At 52.2% G+C, this 17,174-nt stretch carries 16 protein-coding genes and 1 tRNA gene; 9 read left to right on the top strand and 8 right to left on the bottom strand.

Annotation, left to right across the window (positions count from 1 at the left end; translation table 11 throughout):
* Positions 1 to 41: 41 nt before the first annotated feature.
* The 6 genes from ABXG94_RS08675 to ABXG94_RS08650 all read right to left on the bottom strand — a co-directional run bounded on the left by ABXG94_RS08675 (position 42) and on the right by ABXG94_RS08650 (position 8,495).
* Entirely contained in the window at positions 42 to 1,211 is a 1,170-nt protein-coding gene (locus tag ABXG94_RS08675; protein ID WP_353533558.1) for a restriction endonuclease subunit S, read from the bottom strand.
* Positions 1,212 to 1,213: 2 nt separating this feature from the next.
* Entirely contained in the window at positions 1,214 to 2,734 is a 1,521-nt protein-coding gene (locus ABXG94_RS08670; RefSeq protein WP_353533557.1) for a type I restriction-modification system subunit M, read from the bottom strand.
* On the bottom strand, positions 2,734 to 6,141 hold the full coding sequence (locus tag ABXG94_RS08665; RefSeq protein WP_353533556.1) for a DEAD/DEAH box helicase family protein: 3,408 nt from the start codon (positions 6,139 to 6,141) through the stop codon (positions 2,734 to 2,736). The genes ABXG94_RS08670 and ABXG94_RS08665 overlap by 1 nt, the downstream gene beginning before the upstream one ends.
* Entirely contained in the window at positions 6,138 to 6,986 is an 849-nt protein-coding gene (locus ABXG94_RS08660; protein ID WP_353533555.1) for a BrxR family helix-turn-helix transcriptional regulator, read from the bottom strand. The genes ABXG94_RS08665 and ABXG94_RS08660 overlap by 4 nt, the downstream gene beginning before the upstream one ends.
* Before the next feature lie 141 nt (positions 6,987 to 7,127).
* Positions 7,128 to 8,348, bottom strand: a complete 1,221-nt coding sequence (locus ABXG94_RS08655) for a site-specific integrase (protein ID WP_353533554.1) — start codon at positions 8,346 to 8,348, stop codon at positions 7,128 to 7,130.
* A gap of 73 nt (positions 8,349 to 8,421) precedes the next feature.
* Positions 8,422 to 8,495 (bottom strand) — tRNA-Cys (locus ABXG94_RS08650).
* Positions 8,496 to 8,636: 141 nt separating this feature from the next.
* Between ABXG94_RS08650 and ABXG94_RS08645 the strand changes: the two genes are divergently transcribed.
* The 4 genes from ABXG94_RS08645 to ABXG94_RS08630 all read left to right on the top strand — a co-directional run bounded on the left by ABXG94_RS08645 (position 8,637) and on the right by ABXG94_RS08630 (position 12,424).
* Positions 8,637 to 9,290: a protein-L-isoaspartate O-methyltransferase family protein gene (locus tag ABXG94_RS08645; RefSeq protein WP_353533553.1), complete on the top strand. Its 654-nt coding sequence runs from the start codon at positions 8,637 to 8,639 to the stop codon at positions 9,288 to 9,290.
* Positions 9,291 to 9,344: 54 nt separating this feature from the next.
* Positions 9,345 to 10,733 carry a TolC family outer membrane protein gene (locus tag ABXG94_RS08640; protein ID WP_353533552.1) on the top strand — a complete coding sequence of 463 codons (1,389 nt, stop codon included), beginning with the start codon at positions 9,345 to 9,347 and terminating at the stop codon, positions 10,731 to 10,733.
* 74 nt (positions 10,734 to 10,807) lie between these two features.
* On the top strand, positions 10,808 to 11,827 hold the full coding sequence (locus ABXG94_RS08635) for a hypothetical protein (RefSeq protein ID WP_353533550.1): 1,020 nt from the start codon (positions 10,808 to 10,810) through the stop codon (positions 11,825 to 11,827).
* Positions 11,828 to 11,848: 21 nt separating this feature from the next.
* Positions 11,849 to 12,424: a cobalamin biosynthesis protein CobQ gene (locus ABXG94_RS08630; protein ID WP_353533548.1), complete on the top strand. Its 576-nt coding sequence runs from the start codon at positions 11,849 to 11,851 to the stop codon at positions 12,422 to 12,424.
* 57 nt (positions 12,425 to 12,481) lie between these two features.
* Here ABXG94_RS08630 and ABXG94_RS08625 read toward each other — a convergent pair whose 3' ends face one another.
* Positions 12,482 to 12,802: a DUF6280 family protein gene (locus tag ABXG94_RS08625; RefSeq protein WP_353533547.1), complete on the bottom strand. Its 321-nt coding sequence runs from the start codon at positions 12,800 to 12,802 to the stop codon at positions 12,482 to 12,484.
* A gap of 215 nt (positions 12,803 to 13,017) precedes the next feature.
* Here ABXG94_RS08625 and efp point away from each other — a divergent pair, with 215 nt between their 5' ends.
* The gene (gene efp, locus ABXG94_RS08620; RefSeq protein ID WP_353533545.1) at positions 13,018 to 13,581 is read left to right on the top strand and encodes an elongation factor P; all 564 of its coding nucleotides are present in this window, start codon (positions 13,018 to 13,020) and stop codon (positions 13,579 to 13,581) included.
* Between the two features lie 202 nt (positions 13,582 to 13,783).
* Here efp and ABXG94_RS08615 read toward each other — a convergent pair whose 3' ends face one another.
* Positions 13,784 to 13,978, bottom strand: a complete 195-nt coding sequence (locus tag ABXG94_RS08615) for a hypothetical protein (protein ID WP_353533544.1) — start codon at positions 13,976 to 13,978, stop codon at positions 13,784 to 13,786.
* Between the two features lie 87 nt (positions 13,979 to 14,065).
* Here ABXG94_RS08615 and ABXG94_RS08610 point away from each other — a divergent pair, with 87 nt between their 5' ends.
* From ABXG94_RS08610 to ABXG94_RS08595, 4 genes are all read left to right on the top strand, one after another.
* Positions 14,066 to 14,947 carry a LysR family transcriptional regulator gene (locus tag ABXG94_RS08610; protein WP_353533543.1) on the top strand — a complete coding sequence of 294 codons (882 nt, stop codon included), beginning with the start codon at positions 14,066 to 14,068 and terminating at the stop codon, positions 14,945 to 14,947.
* 47 nt (positions 14,948 to 14,994) lie between these two features.
* Positions 14,995 to 15,465 carry a DM13 domain-containing protein gene (locus ABXG94_RS08605; RefSeq protein WP_353533542.1) on the top strand — a complete coding sequence of 157 codons (471 nt, stop codon included), beginning with the start codon at positions 14,995 to 14,997 and terminating at the stop codon, positions 15,463 to 15,465.
* A gap of 108 nt (positions 15,466 to 15,573) precedes the next feature.
* Positions 15,574 to 15,846 carry a type II toxin-antitoxin system prevent-host-death family antitoxin gene (locus ABXG94_RS08600; protein WP_353533540.1) on the top strand — a complete coding sequence of 91 codons (273 nt, stop codon included), beginning with the start codon at positions 15,574 to 15,576 and terminating at the stop codon, positions 15,844 to 15,846.
* Between the two features lie 180 nt (positions 15,847 to 16,026).
* On the top strand, positions 16,027 to 17,136 hold the full coding sequence (locus tag ABXG94_RS08595; protein WP_353533538.1) for a TauD/TfdA family dioxygenase: 1,110 nt from the start codon (positions 16,027 to 16,029) through the stop codon (positions 17,134 to 17,136).
* Positions 17,137 to 17,174 lie beyond the last annotated feature (38 nt).

Here is a 17,174-nt window from a genome sequence, read left to right as displayed (position 1 = left end):
ATAAGTTGGTTTCGGTTGCCGGTAAGGTTCATCTCAGCATCCTACAGACCACCGCTGAATGCACGTTGGGAGAGCGATCCAAATAGTTCGTTTGACATCTCAAGCTCTGACTTCAGCCGTTTGACGGTTTCCTGAGTTCTCCACCATATCTTCTCAAAATCCTTCTGCTTTTGTATCGGTGGAATGGGGATTGGGTGATCGAGTAGTTTCGCCTTGGAGATATTCAGCATCGATCCGCTGGTGCCGGATGCACGTAAGCACAGAGCGTAGCGATAACCGGGGTCAGTCAGCACGAATTTAAGGTATGGTGCCGTGGCCTCGTCAGGATCAACTTCGAGGCTCCAAAGTTTATCTGGCAAGAACACGTTCTGCGGGGCGTCTAAGACGATACAGGTCGCAGCGACCAGTTCACGAGTGTTGGCACGACTGAACAACAGGTCACCAACCTGGGGGACCACAAGTTTTTTGCCCTCAGGCACTACGGAAACGGTTTTGTTTTCTTCAGGAATGTACTCGCCGGAAGTCACTGCGCTGATCTTTAAAACGCCTAGTTCATCCGACCGAGCAGGCCGAGCTTCACCCTTAGCACTCCAACCACCGACGGTGCTGGTCAGGCAATCGGAGATTACTCCGACATCCCAGCCGCCGGAATTGGTGTGAGGATCGCCAAACATCTCCAAAAACACCGATTTCAGGAAATCATCGGCGAGGGTGAGCGCCTGTTCGCGTTTGCGGCGGATGGCATCCGACTTGTCCAATATCGCAGCGATCCGGCGTTGTTCCGCGAGGGATTCAGGGACTGGAATTGGAATTCTTTCAGCCTGCCCCTTGGTGAGTTTTGCCCGCGTTGAACCAGAAATGAAGGGTGTTACGTCGTAATGCCGCAGTACCCAAAGCAAATACCTTTGACTGACACCTTCCTTGGCTCGAAGCACGTGAGCATGGTTATTCACCCATGACTTTCCAGTGATCTCGTAGGCAATCCCTCTCGCAGGGTCGTCGAAATGTCCCCCGTCCTCCGCTAAAAGTATGAGAGGTTCATCGAACAGGTAATCCTTAACATGACCTTGAACGCCATTAGCACCATAGTATGGTATATCGCCACTTTCCCGCTTCGATGCTGTGATTGGTTTCCTGCGATTATCAAAAAAATCGACTAAACTTCCGAGGTCCTTAGTTGGGTAGTGGGCACTCGCTGTGTCCTTAGTCATTATCATCCCAACAGGTCCCCAAGTTCTGTTAGGTCATCCGCCAACTCATTGTTGTGCTTCTTCATACGGTCCAAGATTTTCTTTGGAGCATCGTACGTTTGGGACACATATGTCCGTTCTTTGTAACGGCCCAGCGAGAGATCGTAGTTTGAGTCCCTTATCTCTTTTGCTGAAACAAAGAATGCACTGCTCTTTCGGTCCGTATCTTTGCTGATGTCACGCTTTTTCCAGGCGGAGAGACATCCCGGCAGGTCGTTCGCTTCAATTGGGTCGCGTTTGTCGTCTAATGAAAAACCATCGTTCTGGACATCGTAGAAGAACACGTCATCAGTGCGTCCACCCTTGGTGAACACCAGAATTCCTGTACTGACACCCGCATAGGGCTTGAACACGCCCGAGGGTAGCGAGATGACGGCCTCTAGTTGGTTCTCGTCCAGCAACTGCCTGCGAAGGGCTACATGGGCTGTAGAGGAGCCGAACAGCACCCCATCTGGCACAACAGTTGCTGAACGACCACCAATCTTGAGCATCCGCAAGATCAACACCAGGAACAGCAGTTCCGTCTTCTTGGTCTTCACCTGCCGCAGCAACCCTGCATGCACGTCTTCATAGTCCAAGCTGCCCTTAAAGGGTGGGTTGGCCAGGATCACATCGAACCCTTCGGTTGCCGCCTTCGGGAACCGCTCAGGGAAGTTATTGGACAGCGTGTCTTGGTAATGGATGTCGGGGTCGTCCACGCCGTGCAACATCATGTTCATCGCCGCGATCCGCAGCATGGTGGCGTCAAAGTCGAAGCCGTGGAACATGTTTGAACGAATGTGTTCGCGATGATCCTCCAGCAGGTCACCGGTGTAGATGTTGTACGGTTTCCCGTCCTCATCCGTTTCGGTGATGACCGCCTCGGGTGAGGTGTAAGTCTCCATCAGGTATTCCATCACCTGAACTAGGAAGCCGCCGGTGCCACAGGAGGGATCAGCGATCACCTCGGTCGGCTTGGGTTCCAGGATGTCCACCATGAGCCGGATGATATGACGAGGTGTGCGGAACTGACCATTGATGCCCGCCGTGGTGAGTTTGCTGAGCAGATGCTCATACAGGTCACCCTTGGTGTCGCCTTCGGTCAGTGGCAGGTTGTTGATCATAGTGACAGCCTTGGTCAGAAGGCTCTCCTTCTGGATCATCAACTGAGCGTCTTTCATGAATTCCGAGAAAGTCGTGCCACCAACCGATGATTTGCGGAAATGTGGGAACACCCGATCACGAACCAACGGCAGCATCGCGTCCCCCCCAAGATGGCGGAAGTGCGACCACCGTAGGTCTTGGTCGGCATCAGAGAAGCGACGCTTGAATTCTGTGCCGCTGCGACGCAGACGGTTTTCATCACGGGTTTCAGCCACATCGAGGAGCCGGACGTAGATCAGGAATGTGATCTGTTCGATCACAGTCAGCGGGTTGGTGATACCACCCTGCCAAAATTCCGTCCAAAGCGCGTCAACGCTACGTTTTAAATCGCCGGTTATCATTAGTGAATTGTTCCTTTATCCGTTCCGTCGCTATCGCCGGACCGAGAAGGGGGCGCAAAGAGATTAACGATTTTCATGAGTTGATCGATGTCTTCGGGTTTGTCGAACACACCCTCAGGCCCGTCTGCATCCACCACGGTGAATGGTTGGTCATAGAGTTTGTCGATAGTGATGAAACCGAATTTGACAATGTGGTTTTGGAGCATGCCCAAGAACCGAGTTTGTTTGGCTGTAAGCTCTGGGTGGCTGAGCACAAAAGTCGAGAAACGATCCCGTACCATTTCTGCATCAAGGCCCACCATGGAGCGGATCGCCAGGTCCAGCGGCAGGGCTGTCGTCTCGAAGAACTCCTCCAGTGCCTCACGGCCAACATCGGGGTTCTGTGTCAGGACCAGAGAAATTATTGCGTTGAGGTCCTCCGCTGTAACCGGTTCACCGTTGCGGATTTTGACTAGCGTCGGGTTCGTATCGAAGTGCTTCCGCAACTCACCTTCAACGATGCTCTTGTAGGCTGCCATGTCAACGGTATGTAGGCTTGCACTGCGACGCCCGGTTTGGACCAGTGACTCGTCTTCCGTCACATCTATGATCTTAGGACCGATACCCGGGCTAACCCCAGGTTCACGGTAATGAATGATCTCGCGCAATGGCGTACGAACATCCTCTAATGCTGCAACCGTCAGATTCTCCCAAAAAGTGTCCGACTTAGCACGTTTTATGACTTCGGCTTTCTCTCGCACTGGGTTCAGATTCATCTGGAGCCGATCCAACCGCTCCATAAAATCTATGCGTAGATCGGCAACATCCGCCGATGCCATAAGCGTGGCGATTTGAATCCTGCACACAAGCAAGTCGAATGCATGAGCGTCGGTCGCGCCCCTGATATTCCGCCATTGCATGAGTGGTGCGATGGTGTTTCGAAGTACTGCAACCGTGTTTGGTTCAAACTTATTAAGGTTATCCAGTGCGCCCACTGATCGTTTTTCCTTCCATCGTTCACGTACTGCAATCGATTCTTCCGGCAGTGCTTCGATGTCGGCTGATATCAGAGCGACTATATCATCAAAGGTAGCGATTTCGCTCTTGCGCAACGCTGTTTCAGCCAAGGTTAGACGTTGCTCGAACAACACTTGAAGCAGAGACTTGGATGGCTGTGGTTCTGCTGGCTGGTACCCATCTTCGAACCGTTGGAAGTTGCCCCAATGATCAAATATCCGGAAAACCTTTTTGTCGAGACCTGGACCAAACAGGTCAGGACACAGGCGAGTGCCACGTCCAACCATTTGCCAAAACTTCACTGGAGACTTGACTGGTTTTGCGAATACAAGATTGACGATTTCAGGAACGTCTATGCCAGTATCGAGCATATCGACGGAGATCGCGATGGTCAGTTCGTTAGTGGAGCTTTTGAAGTCGTCGATTAATTGTTCGGCCCTTGGGTCGTAATTATCGATGACACGGCAAAACTTCCCGCCATATTGCGGATACATTTCATCGAACAAGCTGCTCATCAATATGGCATGCACGTGGTTGCGTGCAAATATTATGGTCTTACCGATAGACTGTTCGGAGCCTTCACGTACACCGTTTTCCATCAAGTTCCTGATTATGACCCGGTTGGTGTCACGGTTGAATATGCCTTGATCGATCTGCTCGGAGGAAAAGTCGTAGTTGTTTGGGTCTTCACCTTGGTCTTCGAGTTCCGCGATTTGTTCGGCGGTCAGACCTTCAAGACGAATTCCATCTCTTAGAAATTGTGTAGTGTGTTCAAATACTTCAAATGGTGTCAGATACGGGGGCTCCGATGTGACCGCCTGTTCGAGGTCATAATTGAACGTTGGGAGTTGGCCCTCGCAGTTGAAAAGGCCAAAAGTGCTGCGTGTGACAAAGTTTACTGGCGTTGCGGTTAAACCAATTTGCAAGCTATCGAAGTAGTGAAAGAGATCACCATAAATATTGTAGATAGACCGATGGGATTCATCAGCAATAATCAGATCAAAAAAGCCTACGTCGAACGACTGGAATACTTTCAACATCGCGGGGTAGGTGGCGATGAATATTCGTTCAGTGGATTCCCCACTTGCTCTAGAGTTCACAATTCTCACAGGCTCGGTTTCCAAAAACTCGGTGAAAGAATTCTTGGCCTGCTTACGAAGCTCTTTGCGATCACAAAGAAACAAAACGCGTTTTGCCCAACCCGCCCGGATAAGGAGTTCAGCGAGAGCGATAGCAACCCTTGTTTTACCTGTCCCTGTCGCCTGTACGACCAAAGCCTTTCGGTAGTGATCAGAAAAACGCTCTGCTACGGCTTTTATGGCTTCGATCTGGTAAAGTCTGTTTACGATGCGTTCTTGCGGCACCAGTGTTGAGAGGTCTTTTTTGTTCTTTCGCTGGAACTTCACGAGGTACTGTAAGCTGTCTTTGGAGTAGTAGCCGTAGACTTTTCGGGGCGGATACCCACCGGCATCATCCCACAGCCAAAGGTCGTAGCCATTGGTGTAAAAGATGGCCGGGCGTTGCCCACTTTGTTCTTCCAACGCGTCGGCGTAAAGCTGAGCTTGTTTTCTACCGCGTTCGGGGTCAACTGACGTTTTTTTGGCTTCGATCACCGCAAGTGGCGAACCGTCAGAGTCAAAAAGGACATAATCTACAAAACCTTTTCCAGTAGAGGTCGGTTGTCCGAGAACCCCGAATTCCTTAGCCACCTCCGAGGTGGAAGCATCCCCACCGGCGATGTCCCAACCTGCTGCTGCGATCATAGAGTCAATGATTCTAGTCCGCGTGGTTGATTCATCAAATTCTAGTACGTCAGCGGTCTCAGATGCTGATTTAGCCAAAATTTCGAGTTCAGCGGCCTTCTTCTCTGAGGTCTCAACCTGTTGTCGAGCGACATCAAGCTCTTCCAGTAATGATGCCATCTCAGCTTCCTGAGCCGCCAGTCGGTCAAGTACTTTCTTTGTTTCTGCTTTCGCCTCTGATGCGTCGGCTGGGGGAAGGGGTTTGGAAAACTTCGGTAACGATTGGATGTCTGACTTCTTGAAGTAAACAGTCAACCAACGCGACAAGTCGAAGGCTTCCCTGAGAAGCCAGATCGCGGTGGCAGTCGAAGCTCCTTCACCATGGACAGCTTTATTGCCTTGGACACGAATTGCATGAAGTTTATCGCGGACCACCTTGGGTGTAATGGTGCAGAATGAGCCGCCTTCGAGCAGGTCGATTTGCTTTGCCCGAACTGGTTTGGGTAGCTTCAAATCTCGGTAAATGTCTTTCACCAAGTTCTCGGCCAGAAGACGTAGATTAAACACCGAACTTGTTGGGTCAGTGTGTGCATAGGACTCGGCCAATGCCCCCAATCCGGCCAGTTCGGGCCAATCTTCTTTCAAGAACTCAAAGTTTGTGGAGGTCATTTCGCTGCCTCCATCATCGCTGAGGTGAACTCACTGCGGTTGGATACAACCAAAGGTGTTTCGTGCGGCTTGTCGAGTTTTGACGCTACATCAAGCCTGAGCCGCTTGTTGAAATAGTATAGCATTGCCTTCCGCACCGTGATTGCAAGTGATCCGTCTTCCATGCCGTATTCAGATGCGATAATCGCCTGTTGTGAGTTGGAGAGTTCTGGGTTTGGGATCAGTTGGACATCTATAGTGCTGGACCAATTCGCATCACTGCCTGCTGTTTCTCCAGCATCGCCGAGGTTACGCGCTTCCAGAACTCGGGATGCGATAAAATCCTTAAATTTCATATCTTCATGGCAAAAGGCCCGAACGTGCCATCTTAGCCCGTCGTTCCCGAACGCATGGGGTGTAATTCTCCGCCACACAGGTACGGGTTTTTGAGGATTCATTGACTGATATTGAATTTCCACTGATGCAACTCGATAAATGCTTTCGACAACGGGCTGGATTGCGCGGGTGGAAATGATGCGGACTGGTCGCGGCAACATCTCGGACATGTTAGTTTCGCCCGACTTCTCAGCAGCATCCGCATGAGAAAACAAGTAATCATCGACATTGTTGGAAGCAAAGTGCGGGGTGAAACCCTTGGTTGGTGAGTACTGCCTCTTGCTTGCGTCGTAGGACAAATTAGAAGGATGCATCTTTTGGTACGAGGCCAAATCTTTCGATGCCTGCGGCACAGATATTCCAAATTTCTCAATCAAATCGCTGCGGTTCAGACTCCCATGCCAGAAAGCTCGTTGCTCCAAATACTGGAACCTTTGCTCTGTTGCCCATTTGATATTTGTCGAATCCATAAGAATCACCGTTCGAATATTAAATATACGAATACTTAATATTCGCACGGTGGTCAAGCTTGAAAGATATTAAGGTTGTTTAGGACGACTTGAGCTTGAGGTCAGCCCGACAAGAAATCTTGCCACAACCTTTGTTGCACTTCAGCTTTCACCGATAAATCCTAAGTCCAACTTCGATACCCAATCGTGTCGCACCTTTAGGGATGGGCCACGACCATAGCCTTTGTTCACATCTCCGGCCCCGTGGCCAGTGATCCAATCATGAACGTCCTCTGGGCACTCGATATCTCTCATCATGTCTTTGAAGGTCCCCCTGAAAGAGTGGATAACCTTCAAGGGGTGGTTGATCACTTCCAGGTACGGTCTTCCATTGTACCCAGCGTTCGTGGCGGCTTTGCCATCTTGATCAAGGGAATAGTTGAAAACCCGTTCGGAGTTTTGCTTCGGCAGGCCAAGCTTGGGGTGAAGAGGGGCTAACCGCCTCGAACTATCGTTCTTGATCAACTCAGCGTCTCTTAGGTCCAGGTAGGTGACCCTGCCGTGCTTTTTGATTTGATCCCATCGGAGTAACGCAATTTCGTCGAGCCTAGCACCGGTGGTGCACAGCAGGGTGAAAAGGAGCTTTTCACGGGGTGGTATCTTTTGAGCGAAAATCGTCTTGAGGTCGTCCAAGTCGTAGGGGATATATGAGACCTTGGGGCGGCCGTAACTTGTTAAATCAAGGTTTACAAAGGGGTTGGCTTCTACCAATCCCTTTCTTTCGCAATATTTCAAAATCGCGGTAACCTTGGAGATACGACTCCCAATCGTTTTGTTGGCATATCCCTGATCCGAGAGAATCTGGGCGTAGTCGTATGCATGAACTTTTCTTATGTGGCTGACTGAGTAATTCCCTATCAACTCAACAAATTGTTTGATGTAGGTCTCGTGCTCTTTTCGTGTCTTCAATCGCGCCCATTCGCGAGAGGCCAAAAATTGCTCCAGAAGTTCACCAAGCTGTGGCCCCAGCTTTTCTTTTTCGTGCAGGGTCATGGCTGCCAGAACTTTTTCAGGGTGCATCAGGCGGTAAATTTGCGACTGTTCTTCGGTCATGGTGAAACTGGCGAATGGAAGCGTTCCGCCTCTATCATCGACGGTTAGCTTTGCAAGCTGCTCATCAAACCCATCGTAAATCTGTTTAGTGATTTCATGCTGTAAGCGTTCGGCTAACTTCCGGTCACTCGTCCCAGTGCTTACTCGCTTTTGCTTATTCTTGCCCTGTAGGGGCTTGGGGAGCGTTGCCTGAACAAACCAGCGGTTACCTTTTGATGGTAGCTGGACCAGTGTTGTCGGGTGGTATTTAGTGTCGGAGGTAGTTCCCATTTAGTTCCCTGATTTTGAAGCTAACGCCTTAAAACCATATGGTTTGGAGTGGAAACCGTCAATTGGGGAAAGATGGAGGCGAGTACCGGAATCGAACCGGTGTACACGGATTTGCAATCCGCTGCATAACCACTCTACCAACTCGCCGCCGTGGTGGTAGAGGCGCAATAACTGAACTCTTTCACCGCTGCAAGGGCGAAGCAGGGATTTTCGTCCTGTAGAGCGTTGCTGTTCCCAAAATATTATGGCAAGACGTCAAAGACCGAAATCTGAACGAACGAGTTTAGTATGTCTGATAATAAAATCCGCCGTATCGCCATGGTTGACACTCAAGTGCGCCCGTCTGATGTAACCAAATTTCCAATTATTGAAGCCATGTTGTCTGTGCCGCGCGAAATTTACGTGCCGTTAGAGAAACGCGACGCTGCATATATCGGTGAAAACCTATCTTTGGGCCCCGACCGTGTTATCTTAGAGCCTCGTACATTGGCAAAAATGCTTGATGGCTTGGATATTCGCAAAGATGAGCTTGTTTTGGATATCGGGTCTGGGCTCGGTTATTCTGCAGCGGTGATTGCCCGCATGGCCGAAGCGGTTGTTGCAGTAGAGTCAGACGAAGACCAAGCATCAGAAGCACAAGTGCTTTTGGCAGACCAGAATGTTGACAACGTGGTGGTGCATCAAGGCGCGCTCCCAGCAGGTGCCGCAGATCATGGGCCCTATGACGTGATCATCGTTCAGGGGGGAATCGAAATTATTCCTGATGCACTTGCAGCCCAGTTGAAAAACGGCGGTCGCATCGCATGTTTGTTCATGCAAGGTAAGCTTGGTGTTGTCAAAATTGGACTAAAAGAGGCTGAAAACATTTCGTGGCGCCCTGTTTTCAATGCCGGCGCACCGCTGCTCGCGGGATTCGAGCGTGTTGCAGAATTTGAACTGTAAATCTTAAAGAAAGCGCAAATTCGCTTTCTTCTTAGGTATTAAGGACGTGTGCAGATGGGTGTTAAACAGATTTTTCTTGCGGCAATTGTAACGGCCACTCTATCGCCATTCGCTGGGCAGCAAGCCAAGGCTGAAAGCCTGTCTGATGCGATGGCAAGTGCGTATACCCACAGCGGTTTGCTCGAACAAAATCGGGCTTTGCTGCGAGCTGCGGATGAAAATGTGGCCCAGGCTGCGGCCGCGATGCGCCCGGTTTTGGGTTGGCTTACAAATTACCAGCGCACCTTTTCCAGTGGGTCAGTCACCAGCGCCAGCAACACGGCAAATGTCGGCCTCACGCTCAGCTGGTTGCTGGGGGACAGTGGCGCTTCCAAAGCATTGATGGCCGCACAAGAGCAAACCGTAATGGCGACGCGTCAGTCCTTGCTATCGGTTGAGCAGGCTGTGCTTTTGAGCGCGGTCCAGGCTTTCATGGATGTGCGGCAGCATTCTGAAATCGTATCGCTACGCCAAAACAACTTGCGCTTGATTACCCGAGAACTGCGTGCGGCCAAAGACCGGTTTGATGTGGGCGAGGTCACACGTACAGACGTGGCATTGGCCGAAGCACGACTGGCCGGAGCTCGCGCAGAGCTTGGTGTGGCCCAGGGGAACCTGATGCAAGCGCAGGAATCTTACAAAGCTGTGGTTGGACGGGCGCATGGTGTGCTGACGCCACCATCGCGTTTGCCATACACATCCAAAACACTGGACCAAGCCAAAGCCGTGGCGGTTCGCACTCACCCTGACATGCTTGGCGCGCAATATTCGGTCGCTGCTGCAGAGCATCTGGTGAGACGTGCCGAAGCTGGCATGCTGCCAACAATTAATCTTTCTGCAAATGTGACAGCGACAGAAAATCTGTCTAGCAACAGTAATCGCCAAACTGGATCGATCACTTTTGGCACCAGTGGACCGATCTATCAGGGGGGCAGGCTAAGTTCAGCCCTTCGACAAACCATGGCACAAAGAGATGCTGCCCGTGGTGCTTTGCATGCGCAACGTCATACTGTTCGATTGGGGGTTGGTTCTGCTTGGGCTTTGGCTTTGTCCTCGCGCGCTCAGCGTGAAGCAAGCACCCGTCAAATTCGCGCAGCGCGGATCGCATTTGACGGCGTTCGTGAAGAGGCCAAGCTTGGGGCACGCACAACGCTGGATGTATTGAATGCTGAACAAGAGCTTTTAGATGCGCAAGCCAACCAGATTTCTGCTGTCAGCAGAGAATTTGTCGCTGCGTATCGTCTGCTTGCGGCAATGGGCCTTTTGAACGTTGACCATCTTAACCTCGCTGTCGAAAAATATGACCCTGAGGCCTATTATAAAAAGGTCAAAACAGCGCCGGCAATTCTGAGCAAGCGGGGACGTCAGTTGGACAAAGTACTGCGGAGCATTGGAAAAGAATAACATTCTCGCTTTCTGTTGTGCGAAAAGGCCTCTGCGGCTAAGCTGAGCATTAAGGTGTGAGTGGTTAAATAAATATGTCTGATCCTGTAACAAATGTCGAAATTGAAGATGTTCTGTCTTCGATTCGACGGTTGGTTTCTGAAAATGGCCGAGCGCCTACCGCAGCAGCTCCGGCGCTTAACGAATTTGCAGTGGGTGCTGAGCTAGAGGTGACCGAACCGGAACCGCAAGCTGAATTGCGTGCAAATAAACTGGTTTTGACCGAGGCGCTAAGAGTAGCTGAAAATCCTAGTGATAACAGTGTTTCAGATCAGGGTGACGCATCCAGTGCCGCACACGGCAGTGCGGACTTGCGCGAAAACGAGCCGAGCTCAATAGCTTCTGATGCGTCTTTTTTGGGCTTTCATCATCGCGAAGCGTCGCCTATTGAATTCCCAAAAGCCCCCGCTCAGGAAGCGGACAAGCCACAACGTGAAGAGCGTGCCATCGACCTGAGTTTTGAATCGCGCCGATTATCGTTTGAAGCTATTTCTGACGAATTGCAATTTGACCTTGCTGATCGTTCAGCGACCGATGTTAACGAAACGACCGACACCAGCCAAAATGTTGTGCGCCCTTGGGAAATCGAGGGTGAAACGCTGTCTGATTGGCGCTCTGAGACCTCTCAGATCGCTGACACTTACGAGCCTGATACGGCGGGTGACAGTGACTATGCGGGGACCGAGGTTGCTGCTTTGCAATGGGACGAGGCAAACGCAACGCAAGTCGACGCAGATCACGAGCCGATTGCCGAAGTTGTTTCGGAGGGAGAGGACCCCTCGGAAGCAGAGCTTGACCCGGTGGAGCGCGCGGATTTACCAGAGGTTGAGGTTGTCGACATCTCTGCGCAACCTATTGAAACCGAACCCGAAATCGAAGACCTGACCCAAGAAACTGTGCTGGACGAGCAGATGTTGCGAGAGTTGGTTGGAGAGATCGTGCGGCAAGAATTGCAAGGGCCATTGGGGGAGCGGATTACGCGGAATGTGCGCAAGCTTGTGCGCCGCGAAATCAATCGTGCAATGGCAGCGCGCAATCTAAATGGGGATTATTAACCCGTCTTAAGAGGGGGTTAAGTGAACACGCCGGCTCACATCTTATTTGGTTGGGCAGTTTTGGCCCGTGGAGCCCACGCCAGGCTCTCTAGGGTTGCCATTTTGGGCGCAGTCTTTCCCGACCTATCGCTTTATCTTTTGGCCAGCGTGTCGCTGTTTGTGCTGCAAATAGAGCCGAATGTTGTCTTTGGGGAACTGTATTTCTCCCCGCTTTGGCAGGGCATCTTTGCGGTCGACAACTCGTTTGTTGTCTGGACGGCATTGTTTTTGCTGGCTTATTTTAGATCAAGTCAGGTGGGCATGATATTTACAGCGGCCGCGTTGTTACATTTGGCATTTGATTTTCCACTACATCATGACGACGGCCGAGCGCATTTTTGGCCACTGACCAACTGGGTGTTTGAAAGCCCTGTCAGCTATTGGGATCACCAACATTACGCCCAGTGGGTGGCCCCACTTGAAGCGCTCGCGGCTTTGGCTTGCGGGCTGGCGCTTTACCAAGGGTTTACCTTTCGACCGCAACATATAGTGGTCACACTTTTGTTGGTGCTTGAGTTGATCGCCGTGCTGCCGGGCTTTCTTTTCATGTTCCCATAAAAAAACACGCGCCCCGCAGGGACACGCGTTTTTACAATACGGCAAAGCAAGGCAGGCTTAAGCTGCTTGGCTTTCCTGAGCCGCATGACGGCGTTCGCTCTCTTCGCGTGACAGCGCGACAGAGGTCCGTACACCTTTGCCAACAAAGTCCATAAGGCCGGAAACAACCCGTTCGTTAGGGTCAATCCCAGCGCAGGACAGGACTTCGCGCCCGTCACGCGAGCGTGCCCAGCGGGCTATTTGTTCAGGGCCATTGCCGTACTTTTTATCGTCAGCAATCGCATCATCTAGCGCGGCGAGAACAACAGCAGCAAAAAGCTTGCGTGCGCGGTTTCCCTGTTCGTTATTAAAAGCCGTGCCGTCAACGAAATCTCTCATCTCGTCGTCCTTGTATTATTGGTCTTGTCTTTTGGGCGTGAGGGGGCTTATGGACTACTTTAATCGATTCGGGTACCCTATTTTTGCATAGCTAACTTGCAGTCTGTGCATAACTTGGGCAGAGCGCGAACGAGATAGGCCACCTTGTCACCTGTCAACCAGCGATATATAGGTGCTTTCAAATTCCTATCAACCTTTTGTCGTGGTTTTGTCACATGCCTAAAATCAACGGAAATGAAATTCGTCCCGGTAACACGCTGGAACATAACGGCGGTCTTTGGGCTGCGGTCAAAGTCGATCACGTAAAGCCCGGCAAGGGCGGCGCCTTTGCCCAGGTCGAAATGCGCAACCTGCGCAATGGGTCCAAGCTGAATGAACGCTTTCGCTCGGCGGATAAAGTCGAACGTGTGCGCCTGGAGCAGAAAGACCAGCAGTTCCTGTATGAATCTGACGGTATGCTGGTGTTCATGGACACAGAAACCTACGAACAGATTGAATTGCCATCCGAATTGCTGGGCGATCGCCGCCCGTTTCTGCAAGACGGCATGACCATTCAGGTCGAGTTTTATGACGATGAAGCGCTGAATGCCGCTGTGCCGCAAAAAGTGACCTGCAAGATCGTCGAAACCGAACCAGTGGTCAAAGGCCAGACGGCCGCCAACTCTTTCAAACCAGCGGTTTTGGACAACGGCGTGAAAGTTATGGTGCCCCCATTTGTGGGCCAGGATGAAATGATCATCGTCGACACAATTTCGATGGAATATTCCGAGCGCGCCTAAGCCCGCGCCCTTTTCTTACAGACATCCCCACCAGATATGGGGGTGTCGCGTCCGTTCGGCCATAGCCCCAGAATGCAACGGTTTTTGCGCTTGCAGCGCACGCATGGGCAATTTTTCATTATTTGTACAATTTGTACGTTTCAAGCGCTGAAACGTACGATTCGACACCTGTTTGGTGTGGCGTTCTCTGGTGGTCCAGGTGTCAAAACTGATCTGGATAGACAGACATCAGCATTTGGACACCGTATTCGCTGTCGCAAGCTCCCGCTGCAATCATCTCGCTTAGAATTTGGCGACGTTGGATCTCGGTCTTCTGTGCGCCGTTGACGGCAGTGGCTTCGGGTTTCCAAAAAGGGCGGGTAAAAAATGAAAATGGGGAAATGGACAGGGTGGTCATGGCGGGTCTCCGTTGTGCTGCTGGAAACAGACTAAGCCGTACAAAGTTCTTCTGGTATCTGGCTCGACGCCGTGCTGTTATGCAAAAATGCAGAACCGTTTTAGGGATTGGGGAGACGTTCGGGTCTTCCTCGCTGTGATGCGCGAGGGGTCTACCCTTGGGGCTGCGCGGCAGTTGGGCATTAATCAGACAACGGTTGCACTGCGGATCGACGTGCTTGAGCATACATTGTGCCTGACGCTGTTTGAAAGAACCACGCGCGGCGCAGAGCCCACCGCACAGGCAAGGACGCTTTTGCCTTTTGCAGAGGCTCTGGAAACGGCGGCATCGGCGTTTGAACTGGAAGCCGAAAATGAAAGTGGACGGGCCAGCGCGCCAATCCGTGTCACCGCCTTTGAAGACGAGATGAATGGCAATATTGGGGCTGTGGTTGCGGAGTTTGTTAAGAAACACCCGGGTGTCAGTTTCGAATTTGTGTTCACCGAGAGAGAGTTAGATCTGATGAAGGGCGAGGCTGATATCGCTTTGCGCATGACATCGGCTGTTTCTGACGACAGGTTAATCGCGCGCAAGGTCGGACATTTGCAATGGACCTATTACGCCTCGCAGGCCTATGCCGCCACCCATACACTTCCGGCAGAATTCAGCCCGGATATGGAAGAGCATCGTGTTCATCTTTTGAACCATTTCCCGAGCAATCGACGCAATCTTGTGCGATGTGCAACGCCCAACGATCTGTTGATGGCCATCCAGACCGGGCAGGGTATTGGCCCGTTTCCCGTGACGGTGGGCGATCCAAACCCCAATCTTGTGCGCTGTTTTGATCCGCCGCCTGGCTCGGACCTGGCGGTTTGGTTGGTTGTGTCCCCAGCGGCGCATAAGCGACCTGAAGTGCGCCGCTTTACTGACTTTGCAGCATCTCGGATTGCGCGGAACCTTAAGGGTTTCAGCGAAAGTTCTTCGGGATAGTGCTAAGGGGGCGTATTGTTTTGCTGTAATTTCCAAAGGAGACCATAATGTTTCGATTGATGGCTTTGACGGTGTCGCATGTTGTGACTTTGGTGGTGGGCTTTGGTTTGGGGGTGTATTTTCTGCCGATCCTGGTGGCACCTGCCTCGCCGGATGCGGCGATGTTGCAGCAAAAGGCGCAAGGCGCGATGTTTTCCGGGGAATTTACGCGCGACCTAAGGGGCAGCGACTTTTTGCATTGGGGCGAGGGCACGGTGTCTGTGACCGCCACCAATATTGTGCATGAGGGCAAGCTGGCACCGGGGCCGGATTACAAGCTGTATTTGACGGCCTCTTTTGTGGAAAACGAGGAAGAGTTTTTTGCGCTTAAGGATCAGGCGGTTTTGGTGGGGGATGTGAAGACCTTTGATGGTCTATTGCTAGAGGTTCCTGCGGGGATTGCGGTGGCGGATTATACCAGCGTGGTTATTTGGTGTGAGAGTTTTGGTGAGTTCATCACGGCTGCAAAATACCGCTGAGCACCTGGCCAGAGCAGGGCAGCGTGCGGGGCTGTAAGGCGGCATTAACATCGAGCGGGCATTCTGTAAGCGCAGTGAAGGTGACAAACGCAGGATGTTTGAGGCGCGATGTTTGAGCAGGACCAGATAAGTGTAAGCGCGTTGCGCGGAGGCTTGGCAGAGGCATTGGCGCGGATCGAGCGGGGGCCGGCGCGCTTGCTGATTACCCGGCGCGGCGTGGCTGTTGCTGGGTTGGTCACCGCAGTGGATTTTAAGCGTATTGCCGAGATGCATTGCAGTTCGCTGGCGCAAAAAGAGCTGAAGTTGCAGATGGCCATGGAAGAGTGGCGACGGGCCGCATTGGTGCCAGAAGGCACCGCGCGCGGGGTGTTGGTGCGTTAACGCTTGTTTGTCGTCTAGACGCGTGCTTATGTGCCGCAACTTTTCGGAGCCGACAGCACAGATGCTTGCCGTGATTGGAAGAAACCCGGGCCACCCCTTTGCGAAGGCCTATGTTTGGTGGCCGCCGCCGCAATAGGCGTGCTTTCCACTTTTCTAATTTCCAGTACAACGGAGCAGTTGATGCAACTGACACTTGAAATGGGCGCTGAGCGCCTTGATATTCGCTGGCCGGACGGAACCGAAGGCCAGTTTCCCTACATTTGGCTGCGCGACACGGATCCGGCCGGATTTCACCCTTTGACCGGCGAGCGTGCATTTGACCTGACCAGCGTTCCGCTGGATATTGCGCCGACCTCGGCAGAGGTTGATGGCGCGGATTTGCTGCTGCAATGGCCCGAGCAGACCCAGGCCAGCCGGTTTGCGTTGGACTGGCTGTGGACCCATCGGCCTGGAGTGGGGCGTGCGGATCCTGCGGACCTTGTGCCGACCCTATGGCGTGCAGAGGCGGGGGCGGCTGGGGTGCCGCGGGTCTCGGCAAAAGCTATGGCAGATTCAGAGGATGTTTTTGCCTCGTGGTTGCGGGTGACCAAGCAATATGGGCTTTCGATCATCGAGGGGCTGGCGGATGACACTGGGGCTGGCAAAGAGATTGGCCGCCGTATTGGGCATCTGAGGGAAACCAACTTTGGGCTGGGCTTTGAAGTTGAGACCAAGCCGGACCCGAACAATCTGGCCTATACGGCTGACGCGCTGCCGCTGCACACGGATTTGCCAAACCAAGAAGTGCCTCCGGGCTTTCAATTTTTGCATTGCCTGGCCAATGAGGCAAAAGGCGGCGGCTCGACGTTTTGTGATGGCCGCGCTGTCGCCGAGGATCTGCGTCGCACTGATCCAGAAGCCTTTGCGGTTTTGACAACGGTCACAGTGCCGTTTCGGTTTCATGACGCGCAGACAGATCTGAGATCGCGCAAGCCGGTGATTGTGCTGGATGAAAAAGGCGCTGTGTCTGAGATTTGCTTTAACGCCCATCTTGCCGATATTCTGGATCTGCCTGCTGATCAGATGATTGAGTTCTACCGAGCTTACCGGGTGTTTATGCAAATGATGCGCGGCGATGAATACACAATTTCGCTGAAACTGAATGCCGGCGAAATGGTGGTGTTTAACAACCGCGCGGTGTTGCATGGGCGCGCCTCGTTTGACCCTTCAACCGGCTATCGCCATTTACACGGGTTTTATGTTGACCGTGGCGAATGGGACAGCCGTCTGCGGGTGATGGCACGCGCTTAAGGGATAAGGTCGCCCCCACCGCGTCGCCGTGGTTGGGG

The sequence above is a fragment of the Cognatishimia sp. WU-CL00825 genome (assembly GCF_040364665.1).
In the GTDB taxonomy this organism is placed as follows: Bacteria; Pseudomonadota; Alphaproteobacteria; order Rhodobacterales; family Rhodobacteraceae; genus Cognatishimia.
The sequence above is the reverse complement of the archived record's forward strand: the minus strand, read 5'-3'. Positions and strand labels throughout refer to the sequence as shown.